Origin of the sequence: Clostridium bowmanii (genome assembly GCF_018861315.1) — a bacterium.
In the GTDB taxonomy this organism is placed as follows: Bacteria; Bacillota; Clostridia; order Clostridiales; family Clostridiaceae; genus Clostridium_AD; species Clostridium_AD bowmanii.
The window spans coordinates 79,307-97,496 of the sequence record NZ_JAHLDL010000008.1; the positions used below are offsets into that span (position 1 = coordinate 79,307).

At 33.0% G+C, this 18,190-nt stretch carries 13 protein-coding genes and 1 pseudogene; all 14 read right to left on the bottom strand.

Features of this window, described 5'->3' with window-relative positions; genetic code table 11:
* Positions 1-40 precede the first annotated feature (40 nt).
* Entirely contained in the window at positions 41-1,000 is a 960-nt protein-coding gene (gene pfkA, locus KPL51_RS07325) for a 6-phosphofructokinase (protein ID WP_216158985.1), read from the bottom strand.
* Between the two features lie 463 nt (positions 1,001-1,463).
* The gene (locus tag KPL51_RS07330; RefSeq protein WP_376770077.1) at positions 1,464-2,708 is read right to left on the bottom strand and encodes a helix-hairpin-helix domain-containing protein; all 1,245 of its coding nucleotides are present in this window, start codon (positions 2,706-2,708) and stop codon (positions 1,464-1,466) included.
* A 323-nt stretch (positions 2,709-3,031) separates the two neighbouring features.
* Positions 3,032-3,892: an LAGLIDADG family homing endonuclease gene (locus KPL51_RS07335; protein ID WP_216158987.1), complete on the bottom strand. Its 861-nt coding sequence runs from the start codon at positions 3,890-3,892 to the stop codon at positions 3,032-3,034.
* Positions 3,893-3,956: 64 nt separating this feature from the next.
* Positions 3,957-6,272 (bottom strand): annotated as a pseudogene (locus KPL51_RS07340) (DNA polymerase III subunit alpha); the annotation flags it as partial.
* A gap of 135 nt (positions 6,273-6,407) precedes the next feature.
* The gene (locus KPL51_RS07345; RefSeq protein ID WP_216158991.1) at positions 6,408-6,692 is read right to left on the bottom strand and encodes a Dabb family protein; all 285 of its coding nucleotides are present in this window, start codon (positions 6,690-6,692) and stop codon (positions 6,408-6,410) included.
* Positions 6,693-6,800: 108 nt separating this feature from the next.
* Positions 6,801-8,105 carry a DRTGG domain-containing protein gene (locus KPL51_RS07350; protein WP_216158993.1) on the bottom strand — a complete coding sequence of 435 codons (1,305 nt, stop codon included), beginning with the start codon at positions 8,103-8,105 and terminating at the stop codon, positions 6,801-6,803.
* A gap of 8 nt (positions 8,106-8,113) precedes the next feature.
* Positions 8,114-9,064, bottom strand: coding sequence for a DNA-binding protein WhiA (whiA, locus tag KPL51_RS07355; protein WP_216158995.1), 951 nt, complete (start codon positions 9,062-9,064; stop codon positions 8,114-8,116).
* 83 nt (positions 9,065-9,147) lie between these two features.
* A complete protein-coding gene (mgfK, locus tag KPL51_RS07360) occupies positions 9,148-10,476 on the bottom strand; it encodes a gluconeogenesis morphogenetic factor MgfK (protein ID WP_244998031.1) in 1,329 nt (442 codons plus the stop codon).
* A complete protein-coding gene (rapZ, locus tag KPL51_RS07365; RefSeq protein WP_216158999.1) occupies positions 10,476-11,360 on the bottom strand; it encodes an RNase adapter RapZ in 885 nt (294 codons plus the stop codon). The genes mgfK and rapZ overlap by 1 nt, the downstream gene beginning before the upstream one ends.
* A 353-nt stretch (positions 11,361-11,713) precedes the next feature.
* Complete coding sequence (murB, locus tag KPL51_RS07370; RefSeq protein WP_216159001.1) at positions 11,714-12,631, bottom strand: UDP-N-acetylmuramate dehydrogenase; 918 nt, start codon at positions 12,629-12,631, stop codon at positions 11,714-11,716.
* Positions 12,632-12,786: 155 nt separating this feature from the next.
* Positions 12,787-14,652, bottom strand: coding sequence for an excinuclease ABC subunit UvrC (uvrC, locus tag KPL51_RS07375; RefSeq protein WP_216159003.1), 1,866 nt, complete (start codon positions 14,650-14,652; stop codon positions 12,787-12,789).
* Between the two features lie 291 nt (positions 14,653-14,943).
* The gene (locus tag KPL51_RS07380; RefSeq protein WP_216159005.1) at positions 14,944-16,368 is read right to left on the bottom strand and encodes a peptidoglycan D,D-transpeptidase FtsI family protein; all 1,425 of its coding nucleotides are present in this window, start codon (positions 16,366-16,368) and stop codon (positions 14,944-14,946) included.
* A complete protein-coding gene (locus KPL51_RS07385) occupies positions 16,361-17,605 on the bottom strand; it encodes an FtsW/RodA/SpoVE family cell cycle protein (RefSeq protein WP_216159007.1) in 1,245 nt (414 codons plus the stop codon). The genes KPL51_RS07380 and KPL51_RS07385 overlap by 8 nt, the downstream gene beginning before the upstream one ends.
* A gap of 154 nt (positions 17,606-17,759) precedes the next feature.
* Entirely contained in the window at positions 17,760-18,188 is a 429-nt protein-coding gene (locus tag KPL51_RS07390; protein WP_216159009.1) for an FHA domain-containing protein, read from the bottom strand.
* Between the last annotated feature and the right edge of the window lie 2 nt (positions 18,189-18,190).

Below are 18,190 nucleotides of genomic sequence, written 5' to 3' on the forward strand. Positions count from 1 at the left end.
TAATAATAAACAATCTTATATAAAATCATTTTATTTCATTTTAATAAGAAAGAATTTTTGCCATTTCATAAAGTTCTTCATTCAATTTTCTTGGCATTGCTAGAGCAGTATTGATGTCTTCATCAACAATTTTTCCGCCTCTCATACCAATTACCCTTCCTGATTTACCTTCCATAAGCACTTCTACTGCTTTAACTCCCATTCTAGAAGCTAACATTCTATCAAAGCCGCTTGGACTTCCACCTCTTTGTATATGGCCAAGTATTGTAGCTCTGGATTCTATTCCAGTTATTTCTTCGATTTCCTTGGCAAGCTCATTTGCTCCACCCACACCTTCAGCTAGTATTATTAGATTATGCATTTTGCCTCTTAGTTTGCCTTCAAATATAGTTTTACATAATCCATCTATTTCATACCCTTTTTCAGGAATAATTACTTTTTCAGCGCCTCCACCAATTCCAGCATACAAGGCTATATCTCCACAATTTCTTCCCATTACTTCAACTACACTAATTCTTTCATGTGAACTTGAAGTATCTCTTATCTTATTTATAGCATCAAGTACTGTATTTAATGCAGTATCAAATCCTATAGCATATTCAGTATAAGCCAAATCATTATCTATAGTTCCTGGGATACCAACAGTTGCAATACCCATTTCTGATAAGTACTGTGCTCCTGTGAAAGAACCATCTCCTCCAATTACCACCAAGCCATCAATTCCGAATACTCTTAGTACATTAGCTGCTTTTTCTCTACCCTCTACAGTTTTAAACTCTTCACAACGGGCAGTTCTAAGAATAGTTCCACCTTTATGAATTATATCGGAAACAGAACGTCTATTCATATCAAAAAATTCGCCGTTTATAAGTCCGCTATATCCTCTTTGTATACCCATAACTCTTATGCCTTTATATATGGCCATTCTAACTACTGCTCTAAGGGCTGCATTCATTCCAGGTGCGTCTCCTCCACTTGTTAATACCGCAATTGTTTTCATAAATATTCCTCCTCGTAGTTCTCTAGGGCATAAACAATTATAAATTGTTCCCCTTTGTAGTTCTCTGGGGCATAAAACAATTAGTAATTGTTTTCCCCTTATATTATTCTTCCATACTCTATTGGGACAATCCCTGTACCAATGGGTCAAACTTAGTCCCACTTTGGCTATAATATATCTAATTTTATGACAATAATATGTCTGCTCATTAAAAAACTCTTATACTCTAATATTATACAAAATTCGCGAAATATTCAACGTTTTATATAGATAAATATTAAACTTTTATGATATAGCATACCATTAGGGTTTTGTAAACCTTTCAATGGTCAAAAACGGGAGAAATTATTTCTCCCACAATTTTAACCAATGTAAAATACTTCCTTTCCTATGATAAATGCTTTCTTATATGGTAAATACTTCTATACATTATGATTACTTTCACTTATAATACCCAGGAATACTATTGCATTTTTATGTTATTCTCTCCAAAAATGCTTCTTAAAACTTCCATAGTATCAATTTCTTCACTGAGCCATAATGCTTTATCTACAGCATACATTTTTCTTGGCTCTTTTGTACAAAGGTATACTGGAGTATTTCCTCTATAAATAGCTAAATTCTGCTTTAATTTTTTTATTGCTTCCTTCATTGCGGATTCATTATCTATCAAGATATATATTTTCTCACTATTAATCTTGAGTAATGGTTTAATATCTTCACATAATATCTTTGGCTGTTCCTCTTCCCTAATACTTACTCTTCCCTTTATTATTACTATTTCATCCTCTTCTATTAAGGATTTATATTTTTCAAAGGTCTTAGGAAAAACTATTACTTCTACACTTGCATATAAGTCCTCTAAATTAATAAAAGCCATCATTGCATTGTTTTTCGTAACTTTCCTTGAAACAGTAGATATTATACCTCCAATAATAACTTTATCACCATCTTGAAGTTTAAAACTTTCATTCAATAACTCATTGCCTTCTTCAAGACTTTCATCAACCACAATATCAGATATTCTTGTATCAGTTTGTATTTTTAGTGTCTCTTCATATTCATCTAGTGGATGACCAGATAAATATATTCCTGTCATTTCTTTTTCCATAGCTAAAAGATGTTTCTTTTTAAATTCTTTAATACTCGGATACTCTATTTCGAAATTATTATAATCATTTTCAAAATCTAAAAATAAATTTATTTGTCCCGCAATGTTTCTCTTTCTATCATTATTTACTCCATCTAATACTTTTTCATATATTGCTAATAGTTGAGACCTATGAATTTTAAAATCATCAAAGGCTCCTGCCTTGATAAGGCTTTCTACTGCTCTTTTACTTACACAGGATGTATCTATTTTATTGCAAAAATCCATAAACCCTGTAAAATCACCTTTTTGTTCTCGGTTTTTCACAATGCTATCTATAACATTTACCCCTACATTTTTTAGTGCTGTAAGGCCAAATCTTATAGTATCTCCTTTTACAGTAAATCCAGCAAAACTTTCATTTATACTAGGAGGAAGCACTCCAATTCCAATTTGCACTGCATATCTGGTATAAAAGGCTATTTTCTCACTTGCACCCTTTACACTGTTTAGCATTGCAGCTATAAATTCTGTGGGATAATAACACATTAAGTATGCTGTTTGGTAACCTACAACTGCGTAGGCTGCGGCATGGGATTTATTGACATTTAGTTCCAATAAGGCTGTTTATCCTTATCTCTCTATATCTCTACAGAGTATCGGACTATCTCATTACCCCAATAATTTAATTGCTAATTATTGGGGTACAGGGCACTCGTGGGTTTTTACCATCCATCAACATATTAATGTTGATTAGGATTCCTTAACCTAGTCTCTGAACCTTAATCCTATTACTAGGACTCTTGGCTGCGGATTAACCAATCCTTAAACTTTTTACTATACCTTTGGCATTACCCATCGACCTTATGTCTATTACTAGCATAAGTTAGTATTTAAGGCTCTAAGATCTTTCCTGCAATTCACCCTGTTTTCTTTATAAATTACTTCATAAAGGCACTCAAAACTTTTAACCATTTACTGTTTTTTCTTTCTAAATATATAGTTGCATTATCATACAAATAATTATATAAATACTGTGCATCACACTTAGCAGTTACTCTTAAGCATTTAATTTCTTCTGTTTTTGTGTTTGTAATTATATAATGGCTTAACTTCATTATGATTACTATCTTCTCTAAAAATTCCTTTGTTCCTAATATCATAAACGTATATGATGGATATTCATATTTCTTAACAGCATTATCAGTCCTATAATAGCTACTATTTTTGCTTAACATGATACTACCATCACCATCAAAATATCCTCTAATAAAGTGCCTAAGAAGAAATTCTGATATATTAGGTATATTATTTAACGTTAACGATTTATTAGGGTAAAGTCCTATATTTCTCAGAGTATCAGCCATTATTTGAGAAGAAAAATTTAAAACATAGCCTTCTTTTGAATTCTTAAATCCACCCTTTTTACTTTTTCTAATTGTCCCTGTAAAATCTAGCAGTTTGGCTATTTGTTCTAATATTTCTCTATCAATTAAACCCAAAACTATATTATTAAAGTGCTCATCACCTACATATCCATCTGCATATAAAAGACCTAGAATATATGCCTTTTGTTCATTATCTATATTTTCAAAGAAACTTTCATTTAATGTATACCGGTTTAGCCTCTTTGTATTTATTCCAGCATCTTTCAAAACCCTTGATATAGCTCTTTCGGATATATTTAACATATCTGATATTTCATTAAACATCAAATACGTTTTTTCATAATAAGTGCTTATAACTATTTGTCTATCACATTCACTCAATTTATTGTATGGTAACTTACCACTAACTTTCATACTTTCACCTCACAAATATTTTTAGCAAGGTGTATATATTTTATACAGTATATGATTAAAATACGAATGCATACGACGCGAAATCCATCATTTGATCAAAGATGCGATTTGCCGCCTTTTCTGTAATCCCATTTCTTAAACAACCTTCTACTTCTATGGTTTCATCCGCACGGACAATTCCATGGATAAAGTTAAATCGTTCTTCTTCCATAACCTTGTGTTTCTTTTTAGACATAGCACGACGAACAAGATCTGATCTTCCCATAGAATACCCAGCAAGTTTTCTAACAATTTCCATAACTTGCTCTTGATATACCATTACACCATAAGTAACCCCAAGGATTTCCTCTAGCTGCGGAGTTTCATATTCTACATCATCCATGCTGTTTTTATTTTTTATATACCTTGGGATTTCAGCCATAGGGCCCGGTCTATATAAACTTATACCTGCAATAATATCCTCTAAATTGTCAGGTTTTAATTCCTTCATAAAGCTTGTCATTCCTGCAGACTCTAATTGAAATATCCCTACAGTTTTTCCTTCACCAATCATCTTATAGACCTTATGGTCTTCAATGTCTAAATCATCTATATCTATGGTTACATTCCTATTTGCTTTTATGAAATCAACACAATCTCTCATAACTGTAAGTGTTCGAAGGCCCAGAAAATCCATTTTCAAAAGTCCAAGTTCCTCTAAAGTTCCCATAGGAAATTGTGTTACTATCATTTCTTCATTTTTCTGAAGAGGTACATAACTTACTAAGGGCTGTGATGCAATAACCACTCCTGCTGCATGTGTAGAACTATGCCTAGGAAGTCCCTCTAAGGCTTTTGCAATGTCTATAAGTGCTTCAACCCGTATATCATCCTCATATAGGGAATTAAGCTCTGCATTCATTTCAAGAGCTTTATTTATAGTTATACCAATAACAGTTGGAATCATCTTAGCAATTCTATCTACCTCAGCATAAGAATAATTCATAGCCCTTCCTACATCTCTTATACAAGCTCTTGGGGCCATAGTTCCAAAAGTTATGATTTGTGATACATTGTCTGAGCCATATTTCTCCACTACATAATCAATTACAGCTTGACGTCCCTCATAGCAGAAATCCGAATCTATATCTGGCATGGAAACCCTTTCTGGATTTAAGAATCTCTCAAAAATTAAACTATATTTAATAGGGTCTATCTTAGTTATTCCTAGAGCAAAAGCTACTATAGAACCAGCTGCAGACCCACGACCAGGACCTGTTGGAATATCATGTTCTACTGCAAATTTTATAAAATCCCATACTATAAGAAAATAATCTATATATCCCATTTGTTTTATTATATTAAGTTCATATTCAAGTCTATCTACATACTCTTTAGCCTCAGAATTCCCCTCAGCTATTTCATTCATACATTCTATAGAAAAGTCATTTTCCGCTACGTCACTAAATACCTTATACAGAGTTGCCATGCCCTTGTAGCAATGTTCTCTTAAATAAACGTAAGGATCCTCCCCCTCTGTAAGTGGGAATTTAGGCAACTTAGATACATGAAATTCGTAATCAAAATTACAAGACTCTGCAATTTTCACTGTATTACTCAAGGCATCCTTGGCATAAGAAAAAGTCTTTTCCATTTCTTCCGGAGATTTTAAATAAAACTGGTCTGATGGGTATCTCATTCTATTCTCATCATCCACAGTTTTAGCTGTTTGAATGCATAAAAGCACATCATGAGCTTTAGAATCTTCTTGCATTATATAGTGAGTGTCATTACTACAAATTAAAGGAATTCCAGTATCATCTGAAAGTTTAATTAAAAGTTCATTGACCTTAAGCTGGTCTTGCATGCCGTGATATTGAAGTTCTAAGTAAAAACCCTCCTTAAATATTTCTCTATATTCAAGTGCTACTTTTTTAGCTTTTTCATAATTACCACGCAAAAGATAGCTTTGAACCTCTCCACCAAGACAAGCACTAGTTGCGATTATTCCTTCACTATACTTTGCCAAGAATTCATGATCAACCCTTGGTTTATAATAAAATCCCTTAATGGAAGCTGCCGATACTATCTGCATTAAATTATCATAGCCCTTTTCATTTTTAACCAATAGTATCAAATGATGAGTTTCATTTTCTTTATCTGCTTCCTTTATGTACATAGATTTAGAGGCTACATATATTTCACATCCTATAATAGGTTTAATGCCCTGCGCTTTTGCTTGTTTATAAAATTCCACACAACCATACATAACCCCATGGTCTGTTATAGCAATGCTCTTCATACCCAGTTCCTTAGTTTTAGCAATAATATCCGGAATTTTTCCAGAGCCATCTAGCAAACTGTATTCCGTATGCACATGGAGATGCACAAAACTTCCCAAGTTCTCTTTCTCTTCTAAATCCTCTTTCTCTTTTATCTCTAATTTCCCGTCCACATTTCTCACTTCCCCTCAAAACCTATATTTTATCCACAGAAGATTTAATTAATCCACAATTTAACCCTCATAGCCCACAATTTAAATTTCATAATCCACAATTTTAGAAGACTCTAGCATTGGTTTTAGATATTTTAGCACTTCATTTACATGGTACTCATGTACTGCATAGGCCTGCATATCCTCTAAGCAGTCAAACCTAGTAATCAATGATAAATCATAAGAGCGCTCAGTATGTAGTAGGTCTATTCCCACCTCAAGGGCTTTAAGTTGTAATATCTTACCCTCCATACTAAGTAAAATATCTCTAGCCTCATTTACCTTATCACTATTTTTGAGTTTAAAAAATACTATATGTGTAAACATAATAATTCCCCCTTATATTTAAAAGACATATTATCTTAATTAATAAATTCAATATTAAGATATAAATTCACCATTACAATAAAAATTATATTAATATAAATATACATATTATTTACAAAATATTTTCGCGGAAATCATGGCTTTTGCCACAGGTTCCTTAAATCTATTAAACATACTTATTTCCACTTTAGAAAAACTTCTACCTTTATCCAGAACTTCTGTATATATATCAATATCACTACCCATTTGCACAGGCTTCATGAAATAAGCCATAATACTATCTACTGTAATATTAATATTATTGTTTTCTCTGAGTGCCATTATTCCCATAGTTGATAGCATCATATTTAGTGAACTCCAAGAAGCAGTACCAATAGGGTCTAACATTTGCGGAATAATCTGACCATTAAAGTGTAATCTATCCTCCTGAGTTTCGCATTTAAAATTCTTTAAAATAAGATCTTCTATAGTTTCTGATACTTGAGGCTGCCTTAGTGAAAACTCCATAGCTTTTATAACATGTTCTATAGTTAAAACTCCCACTACCTTCTTTTTATATACCACAGGACATATCTTTATTCCATCCCACCCCATAATATGAGCAGCATAAGCTACAGTTGTTTTAGGTGTTACACTTATAGGTTTCTTATTCATAATTTTATGTATTTGTTCATTATCATCATCATGTCCTTGTAGGTCTCTTAAAGTAACTATTCCAATAAGTCTCATATTCTCATCAAGCACCGGATATCTCTCATGATTAGTTTCTAGCATTAGTTTTTTAAAAGTAGCAACGGTGTCAGTACCCATAAGACAGGTGATATTTACATCCATCACATCTTCAACTAAAATAATTTCTTTTTTAACCATGCTTTCATCAATGGCTTTATTTATCATACTTGCTACTGTAAAAGTATCATATGAGGATGACAATACAGGAATACCTTTTTCATCTGCCAAAGCCTTTATCTTTTCACTGCAATCAAAGCCTCCAGTAATTAACACTGCAGCTTCATTTTCAAGAGCAAGTTCCTGTGCATCTTCTCTATTTCCAACAATAAGCAAATAACCCGGCCTTATATACTTAGGTATAGTTTCAACAGCCATGGCTCCTATTATAAATTTATTTAGACTTCTATTTATACCTTCTTTTCCACCTAAGATCCTTGCATCAAGGACGTTTATAACTTCAGCATACGTAAGGGTTTCAATATTCTTTTTATCTACCTTATCTACTCTTACAGTCCCAACCCTAGGCACAGTCTTAACGATGCCCATATTTTCAGCCTCTTTTATAGTTCTATAAGCTGTACCATCACTAAGGCCTAGCTGCGCACTAATTCCCCTAACTGATATTTTAGTTCCTATATCTAGTGAAAGAATAAAATTAATAATCTCTGCATGCTTTGACATTAAATTTTTTACCTTCCTTCTTTCCTTAATTCTTCAGCAATTTTTTCTATTCTTCGGAGTCTATGATTAATTCCAGATTTGCCAACTGGTGGCTCAAGTATCGCACCCAGTTCCTTTAGTGATTCGTCTGGGTAATCAAGCCTTAGCTCAGCAATTTCCCTCAAATTCTTAGGTAATCTTTGAAATCCTATCTCTTTTTGTATTAATTTAATACTTTCCACTTGTCTTACTGAAGCATTTACTGTTTTACTAAGATTTGCAGTTTCGCAGTTCACAAGCCTATTTACATTGTTTCTCATTTCCTTCATTATTCTTACATTTTCTAAAAATAATAAGGAACTATGAGCACCAATTATATTAAGCAGGTCAACAATCTGTTCGCCCTCTTTAATATAAATTACGTAACTGTTTTTTCTTTGTATTATCTTTGATAACAGTCCATAACTATTAATAAGAGTGCATAATTCCTCTGCATAATCGCTATCATGCGTAACAAACTCTACATGGTAGTTTTTTTCTGGATTACTAATACTTCCCCCACCTAAAAAAGCGCCTCTTATATATTTACGTTTGCATTCTTCAGCATCAATTAACCTGCCTGGTATAGTATAATCTATTGAAAAAAAGTTTTCATCCTCCAGTACTGCCACTTGCTTTAATAAGTCTTTAACACCCATTTCTTCTGTAATTATAACCACATAAACATTCTTTTTTTTAAGAGAATTACTTCTTTTAACTAGTAATCTAGCATGAATGGCAAAATGCTCTTTTAATAATTTAAAGATAAGTCTTGCTATCGCAGGATTTTCAGTAGTTATTTGAAAATTCACTTGTTTATTTGAACCAAGTCCAATAGTTCCACTAACTTTCATTATAGCAGCTAGTTCAGCTATAGCTTCTTTCTTACTCATTTCGGTAAATCTACAAATTTCATTTTTAACCTTAGACGAAAATGACATTATTTTACTCCTCATTAATTTTATTTTCCATATCCACATTAAAATAAATAACAAGTCAATAGACTAGCCTATTAAGGCCTAGTCTATTTATTTTCTTGTGCCTTAAGCCTCTGTGATAAATAAAAGTACTCCAATATTTTCTTTCTATCATAGAATAATTTTTTCGCCATAATTGTTTCTATTAAAATGGTTGCAAGCTTGTCTTCATCGTGCCTTACATACCCTTTATGAATTTTCACAAAATCGCTCTTAATTACCTCGATACCAAGCTTTGTAACTTCCTTTTCATTTATATCAACCATAATAGAATTGTCCTTCTGATATTTTTCTTCTAGATCACTACTTATTTTACCTATATTTACTAAAACATAGTCAACAACCTTGCATTTAGCATGCCTGTGTATAGCTTCTATATGGTCTTTCACCCCATAATTATCACTTTCTCCTGGTTGAGTCATAATATTCGACACATAAATTCTTAATGCTTTTGTTTTATCTAAGGCCTCTGTTATTTCCCTCACTAATAGATTGGGAATAATACTAGTATAAAGACTACCCGGTCCTAGAATCACCGCATCTGCTTCATTTATAGCCATTATTGCTTCCTTAAGTGCTTTAGCATCTATAGGCTCTATAAAAACTTCCTCAATAGCGCTATTATACTCTATAGCAGCTTTGGGTATGTTGGATTCACCATCAATTATTTCTCCGTTTTTAAGTTTTGCCTTTAAAATCATATTATCTAGTGTAACTGGGATAACCCTTCCTGTTACAGCAAGAACAGAGCTCATTTTCTGCACAGCTTCTTCAAAATTGTTTGAAATTCCATCCATGGCTGCTAAAAACAAATTGCCAAAGCTCTGATCCTTAAGCCGCCCATCTTTAAATCTATACTGCAATAATTCCCCCATTAATGGCTCTGTATCTGCCAAGGCTAAAATACAATTTCTAATGTCCCCTGGAGGTAGAATACCTAAATCTTCTCTTAAAACCCCAGATCCACCGCCATCATCTGCCACAGTAACTATTGCAGTTATATTATTGGTATATTTTTTTAGTCCCCTAAGCATAGTTACAAGACCAGTACCTCCACCGATTACTACAATTTTAGGTCCCTTTACAAGTACCCTCTTTTTATATAACAAATCTCCCAGGTTTTTTGAGTCATTAGCTAGATCTATATTTCCTATATTTATTAGTTTAATAAATGATTTAATAATTCTCATGGCCGCAACATATAAAATCAAAATTCCTAGCCCTATAAGAACTATTGGTAAAACTATATTACTCGGCCACAAATATTTATTATTAGTAAAGTCAATAATTCCAAAAACTAAAAGCACCACACCAATAACACCTAGAAAAATCCACCTTTTTATATTAATTCCAGGCTTCAAAAAATCCCTGGTCATCACAGTTTTCCGCCACCTCTATTCACATCTTCATATATATCCCGATGATCTATATTGACACTATAGCCACCCTGCTCTAGAGTTTCATAGATTTTATTGGCTATAGCTACAGACCTATGCCTTCCCCCTGTACATCCAATAGATACTATCAGTTGTCTTTTCCCCTCTTTTTTATAATTTGGAATTAGGAACTCTAACATATCCTGAAGCTTCTCTATAAATATTATAGTTCCCTCAAACTCTAGCACATAATCCCTAACAGGTTTTTCATTACCTGAATACTGCTTAAGCTCTGGAATATAATAGGGATTCGGCAAAAACCTAACATCAAATACCAAGTCTGAATCCACAGGTATGCCATATTTAAATCCAAAAGAAAGAATGGTTATCATAAGTTTAGTTTCTATCTGACCTTCCTCAGCATATATATTGTTTACTTCCTGCGTAAGCTCTCTTGCAGAAAGTTTACTAGTATTAATTATATGGTCAGCGCGCTCACGAACATCCTTAAGTTTTTTTCTTTCAGTAGCAATTCCATTTAAAACTCTTCCCTCTGGTGCTAATGGATGTTTTCTTCTTGATTCTTTATATCTCTTAACAAGCACCTCATCAGAAGCCTCTATAAATAAAATTTCATATTTATATCCTTCTTCTTTTAAAAAGGTCAAACTTTCAAACAAATCATCAAAAAACTTTCCACCTCTAATATCTATAACTAAGGCAATTTTATCTATATTTCCATTAGTCTGATAACAAGCCTCAGCGAATTTAGGAATTACTGTTGGTGGCAAATTATCAACACAAAAGAATCCTAAGTCCTCAAGAGCTCTTATAGTTTGCGTCTTTCCCGCACCTGATAGTCCTGTCAATATAACAAATCTCATTTAAAAACCCCCTCTACAAAGATGTGTTTACCCGTTGCTATAAATATATTTACTATTAACAATTAATTTATTTTTTAGCATCTTTCAAAGACTTAAAACTATAAAATAATATTTTTTATAACTCATTATATTAATACAGTTTTATTTTTTTATTATAACACATTTAAGGGTAATTAATCATCTGAAAATAATGACAAGTACACTAATTTATTATTTTTAAGTCCTGTCTTAAAGAGATTTAAGCATAAAAAAAAATGCACAACCGCCTTAGGTTGCACATTTGAAAATTTTATTTTAACTTACAAACTTTCTATATAATTATGGTTTTTTACAAGCTGGTTACTGCTTTGAGTTTATTTCTCTTCTCCCAAAATTTTCACTTCAGTATAGAGCTTTACCCCAAACTTTTCTTCCACTTCCGTTTGAACAAGTATAATCAAATCTAAAATGTCCTTTGCACTGGCATTCTTTCTATTAATAATAAAACCAGAATGTTTCTGGGATACCTGAGCATCTCCAACACAAGTACCTTTTAAACCACAATCTTCTATAAGCTTGCCTGCAAAATGTCCCTCTGGCCTTTTAAATGTACTTCCAGCTGATGGGTATTCTAGTGGTTGTTTATCACTTCTTCTTTTTGCAAGAGTATCCATTCTTGCTTTTATAACTTTCACATCCCCAACCTGGAGACTAAGAGTAACCGATACTACTGTGTAGCCATATTTTAAAATTGCACTACTTCTATAAGAAAGTTCCATTTCATCTTTATTTAAAGTTAATAATTCTCCGTTACCATCAATAGCTAACATACTTTCCATTACCATAGACATTTCGCCATCGTAGGCTCCTGCATTCATAGCTGCTGCGCCACCAATACTACCTGGAATCCCACTAGCAAACTCCATGCCTTTAAGTCCCTTTCCTAATGCTACCTGGGCCACATCATATAACGTAGCTCCACTTTGTGCTATTATTTTATTTTCTTCTACCTCAATTTTATTAAGCTTAGATAATTTTATAATTACTCCTCTAATTCCACCATCTTTTACAAGTAAATTAGAACCATTGCCTAATAAATAATAATCAACTTCATTTTCTTTGCAAATTTTTATTGCAGCTTGAACTTCACTAACGTCTTCTGGGTTCACTAGTATATCCGCCGGTCCCCCTACTTTAAAATAAGTATGGTTTTTCATTGGTTCATCTATTACTATGTTTGCTCTGTCTATTACTTTATATAACTGTTTTAATAACTCTGCATATAGCTTCATATTTTACTCCTTGAACATATTAATATATTTGTATACTCCCCTATCTTAAATTGTATAATTGACATTAGGCAAGTTATAACTCTCTTATTTTAACCTTTTTCATAAGATATTTCAACAATTTATATTTAGGATACTAATTAATAATTTCCCGTACATTATTTACTCTTTTTAAAATAGTCTAAAACACATTGTGCAGCCTTACTATCTACTGAAGGGGTCTCCATTAATTCCTCCTGGCTTGCATTTTTTATATTATCAATGCTGCCAAATTTCTTTAATAACTCCCTTCTTCTCTTTTCTCCAATATTAGGTATATTATCTAATATTGAATATAGTGTTCTTTTATCTCTCAGGGTTCTGTGATAAGTAATAGCAAACCTGTGTACCTCATCCTGTATTCTAGTAATCAAGTGCATACTTTGAGCATTACCCTTCATAATCAGCTCTATATTATTATATATTAATCCTCTAGTTCTGTGCTTGTCATCTTTAACCATTCCACATACTGGTATATTAATGTTAAGGCTATTTAAAACCTCTAGTGCCACATTAACCTGGCCTTTTCCACCATCCATGAGGATTAAATCAGGAAATATACAGAACTTACCTTTACTGAGTTCTAAATTTCTCTCTTTTATTTGTTCCACTTCATGAAGACCACGTTTAAACCTTCGCTCTAGGATTTCCCGCATACTATCATAATCGTTAGCTCCTATTACAGATTTTAATTTAAACCTCCTATAATCACTGCTTTTGGGTTTTCCATCTTCAAAAACTACCATACTACCTACAGAATCTACCCCCATTATATTTGAAATATCATAGGATTCAATCCTTTCTGGTGTTTCGTCTAGTTCTAGTAAATCAACAATCTCCTGCAATGCTATTTTATGAATTTCCTTATCTTGTTTATCCTTTATTTTAAATTGTTCTAGTGTTATCTTAGCATTATTTTCTACCATATCTAAAGTCTTTTTCTTTTCGCCTTTTTGAGGGATCTTTATAGATACCTTTGACTCTTTTTTTAAGCTAAGCCACTCCTTTAAAATCTCACTCTCATTTATAAAAGGTACATATATATTTTTAGGAATAAAGGCTGTGCCTCCATAAAATCTCTTTACAAAGTCTTCTATTAGTTCACTTCCTACTTCATCCGCTTCATCATTTAAAATAAAATGTTCCCGGCCTACTATCTTACCATCTCTAAGGAAAAACACCTGAATACAAACATCCTTTTCATCCACAAATAAATTAATAAAATCTTCATTTTCACAATTTCCTATTATGATTTTTTGCTTTTCAGTTATTTTATCTATGGCAAAGATTTTATCTCGAATTATAGCTGCTTTTTCAAATTCCAAAAGTTCTGCTTCAATTTCCATTTTCTTCTTCAAATCGCCCTTTATATTACTATCTTTTCCTGACAAAAGCTCCACAGTACCTTTTATAATCTTTCCATAATCTTCTCGGCTAATATACCCTGCGCAAGGGGCTTTGCAAAGCCCAATATGATAGTTTAGACATGGCCTAGTATAAGGCAACCCCTCTTTAATAACCCTCTTACATGTTCGAAGGGGAAATATTTTTTTTATAAGCTCAATAACCGTATATACCGCTGCTGAATCTGTGTAGGGTCCAAAATATTTTCCCCCGTCATTAGCAATATTTCTAGTTACAAAAACTCTAGGAAATTCCTCATTTATAGTTATCTTTATAAATGGATAGTGCTTGTCATCCTTAAGTAGAATATTATATCTTGGACTATGCTTTTTAATAAGATTACACTCTAGGATCAGTGCTTCCATCTCTGAATCTGTTACTATATATTCAAATTCGGATATGTTTTTTACCATAGCTTTGACTTTTACAGAATGATTTTTTGAAGTTTGAAAATATTGTCTTACTCTATTTTTCAAAATTTTAGCCTTGCCCACATATATTATTTCACCAAGATGATTTCTCATAAGATATACTCCCGGTGCCTCTGGAAGAATCTTCAGTTGATATTCAAAGTCAAACATACATCTCCTCCTTTCTTATCTTTTCATCACATATTCCAAATAACTCCTATTTCCTGGGCAATTTATTACAAATTGCTACATATATAATGTTGCTTCAACACTAGTAATACCCACAGTAGCCTTGTAAATTAACTTGTTTATTCGAAATAGCAATGACTTGAACATCTGACATGCTGCAAGTTCTGTTCACAAACAATATAACGGCACCCTATATGAAAATAAAGTCAGATATTATTCCATATCTGACTTTATAATATTAGCATTTACGCATATTTCAAAAATTTTCTGCTTTTATTTCAAATAAGCACCAATCATGTCTTTAGTAATTCCAGCAGCTAATTTACCACCGACTCCACCCTCTTCTACAATTACCGCTATGGCAATTGTAGGATTGTCATAAGGTGCAAACCCAATAAACCAAGAATGTGGTCCAACTTGTTTACTAGCATCACCCTTATGGTCTGCAGTACCTGTTTTACCCGAAACCGTTATACCATCCACAGCTGCATTAAAACCTGTACCTTCTGCCACTACACCCTTCATTAAATCCTTCATGGTACTCGCGGTTTCCGTTGACATGACTTCTCCTAGCTCCTTAGGCTCTATCTTTTCTAAAGATTTACCCTTACTACTCAATATCTCCTTAACTAGCATCGGTTGCATCATAATACCATTATTAGCAACAGTACTTGCAACTAATGCCATCTCCATAGGAGTAACTAAAACCTCAGCTTGACCTATAGCACTTTGTGCTATATTACCTTTTTCATTACTTTTATAACTTGGAAATATACTATTTTCTATTGTTAAGCCAGAAGCTGGAGTATCCTTATTAAAATTAAATTTTTCTGCAGTTTCCTTAAGTGCACTATTTCCCAGTTCAATACCCAAGGACCCGAAAACCACGTTGCTAGAATGCAAAAAAGCAGATCTAAAGTTTATATTTCCCATAACCTCACCATCGTAATTTTGCAGTGATGTACTTTGATTGAAAACTAATTTTCCATTATCTTCAAAGCTCTTGCTAGCAACACCAGGGATGTTTTCTAAAGCACTTACCGCAGTAATAGTTTTAAATACAGAACCTGGAGGATATAATCCAGATACCGCTCTATTAAGCAGTGGCATATCCTTATTTGCAACTATCCCTTTCCAACTAGCTTCTAAATTATTTGGATCATAAGACGGTTTGGACACCATAGCTAGAATTTCGCCTGTTTTAGGATTTATTGCTACTACTGCACCACGATTATTTCCTAGTGCTTTATAAGCTACCTTTTGAAGATTAGAATCAAGCGTAGTTCGCAGTCCATTGCCAACCTTTTCTTCTTCCTTTTTGTTGAAATCAAAAAGCTTTGACACCACTGAATCTTCAGAACCCATAAGCTGCGAATCATATTTTTTTTCAAGTCCAGAAAGTCCATATACAGGATCCATGTACCCTATAGCATGGGCAAAAATCTCCCCTTGCAAGTATTGCTCCTTCTGAGAAATATCACTTGTCTTCGTACTTTTAGTTAATGCTTTCATATCCTTATCGTAAATAGTTCCCCTTAATACCTTATTTCTTTCTGCCCACAGTCTCTGATTAAAAGTACTAGTTAAGGCCTTGGGGCTATTAAATACATAGTTGTAAGTCAGGTAAGAAATTAAAGCAATAAAGAGTATTAAAAATACCATCATGACCTTTTTTATATTAATAACAAAATCATTCATAACTTTGACCGTCCTCCGAAATTTTTTGAAGTATCCCTAGCGAAAAGAAAGTTACTATCATGGAGCTTCCCCCGTAACTAACTAATGGTAGAGTTATACCCGTTAGTGGAATAGCTCCAACGACTCCTCCTACAATGACCAGCACTTGAGCTACGAGCATTGTACTATAACCCACTGCTAGTAATCTCGAAAAATTATCTTTACCATAAATAGGCACCCTCATGCATCTATAAAACAGTAAAAAATATAAGATAAGTATAGCAAATCCAGTGAGCAAACCCATTTCCTCACAAATAGCCGAAAAGATAAAATCTGTATTAACCACAGGAACCATTTTAGGATATCCAAGACCAAGACCTGTTCCGAAAAGGCCACCTGAGGCTATAGAAATTAAGGATTGTACTACTTGATGCCCTTGATCATAGCCATATTTCCATGGATCACCCCAAATCAAAATCCTTAGGCGCACGTGAGCAAAAAGTTTATAGCTTATAAAGCCTCCTACCATAAAAAGTCCTAAACATACTATTACATATTTGAATTTTGAAGTAGCAATATATAGCATTGTTACCGAAATAGCAAAAAACAAAAGGGCTGATCCTAAATCCTTTTGATAAACCATAAGCCCAAGTGATATCATAACTACGATACCTGGCTCTATCAATCCTTTTAATTTTATAAGCTCTGACTTTTCTTTAATATCTTTACCATAATACTGCAACGCTGATGCTAAATATGCCACCAGCGATAATTTACCAAATTCTGTTGGTTGGAAGCTAAAACCAGCAATAACTATCCAGTTTTTAGAACCATTAATTTCTGTTCCAAATATGCTTCCCATTGACATAAGAATAATAGTACATACCAAATAAAACCATTTATACTTTTCAAAAATAGTTAAACTGGGGAAAAGCACTACTACTAAAATGAATATAGCAATCCCTACGGTATACCATATGAGTTGTTTAAGCGCAACAGGAGAGTCTAACCTATATAATATAGCCATACCTATAACTGCTAAAACATTTGAAAACAGTAAAATATATTTATCTCCGTCAGGAAAAAATCTTCTTATTATAAAATGGGAATAAGCAAAAAGTATACATATTATTACGCCCATTATCAAGGCACCTTTATCAAGACCATCTTTACCAATAAAGAACATGTTTGCAAACAAAACTATACATAAAAGATAGGTATACCTTAGAAGCTTCCGTTCTTCCTTTATACTTTCCATGTTAACACCTCATTAATCATCACCTACGGTGCTGAAATTTAACAACTTCAGAAGGAGGTTTTATCACCAACTAAAGTTTTATTTTTATCTGTGGTTGTCATCTCCACAGATATGCTTATGAGTATCCTTCTGAAATGTTGTTAACACTCACAATTTATCCTATAACCTTAAAAATTGAAGTTCCTATTTTAATTTCGTCACCTTTTTTTATAACTACCCTATCTTTCACCCTTTTCGTGTTCATTAATGTACCATTAGTACTTCCTAAATCCTGTAAAATATAATCTGTATTTTTCCTATATATTCTTGCATGTTCCGAAGATACGTATTTATCACCCAATATTAAAAGATTATCTGCTTTTCTTCCTACGGAAAGTTCGTTGTTTAGAGGAATAACCGCACCAACTCTTAAATTGAAATTTTCTCCTCTTTCTATAACTTCCAGCCCCATAGTTTTTTTAACTACTACTTTTTTCTTTCCACCGCCTTTGATGTCCTTGTACATTATTCTCAAAGCAAATATTATTATAAGGTAAATAATCGCTATAATTGCATAGTTCATAATCGAGCTTATCTTAGCCATAA

Coding starts and splice junctions, on each gene's coding strand:
- whiA (WP_216158995.1), bottom strand. CDS start 9,064: ATGTCATTTTCGTCTAAGGTTAAAAATGAAATTTGTAGATTTACCGAA.
- mgfK (WP_244998031.1), bottom strand. CDS start 10,476: ATGACCAGGGATTTTTTGAAGCCTGGAATTAATATAAAAAGGTGGATT.
- KPL51_RS07390 (WP_216159009.1), bottom strand. CDS start 18,188: ATGGCTAAGATAAGCTCGATTATGAACTATGCAATTATAGCGATTATT.
- KPL51_RS07345 (WP_216158991.1), bottom strand. CDS start 6,692: ATGTTTACACATATAGTATTTTTTAAACTCAAAAATAGTGATAAGGTA.
- KPL51_RS07350 (WP_216158993.1), bottom strand. CDS start 8,105: ATGTCAAAGCATGCAGAGATTATTAATTTTATTCTTTCACTAGATATA.
- pfkA (WP_216158985.1), bottom strand. CDS start 1,000: ATGAAAACAATTGCGGTATTAACAAGTGGAGGAGACGCACCTGGAATG.
- uvrC (WP_216159003.1), bottom strand. CDS start 14,652: ATGTTTGACTTTGAATATCAACTGAAGATTCTTCCAGAGGCACCGGGA.
- KPL51_RS07380 (WP_216159005.1), bottom strand. CDS start 16,368: ATGAATGATTTTGTTATTAATATAAAAAAGGTCATGATGGTATTTTTA.
- KPL51_RS07385 (WP_216159007.1), bottom strand. CDS start 17,605: ATGGAAAGTATAAAGGAAGAACGGAAGCTTCTAAGGTATACCTATCTT.
- KPL51_RS07335 (WP_216158987.1), bottom strand. CDS start 3,892: ATGAAAGTTAGTGGTAAGTTACCATACAATAAATTGAGTGAATGTGAT.
- murB (WP_216159001.1), bottom strand. CDS start 12,631: ATGAAGCTATATGCAGAGTTATTAAAACAGTTATATAAAGTAATAGAC.
- rapZ (WP_216158999.1), bottom strand. CDS start 11,360: ATGAGATTTGTTATATTGACAGGACTATCAGGTGCGGGAAAGACGCAA.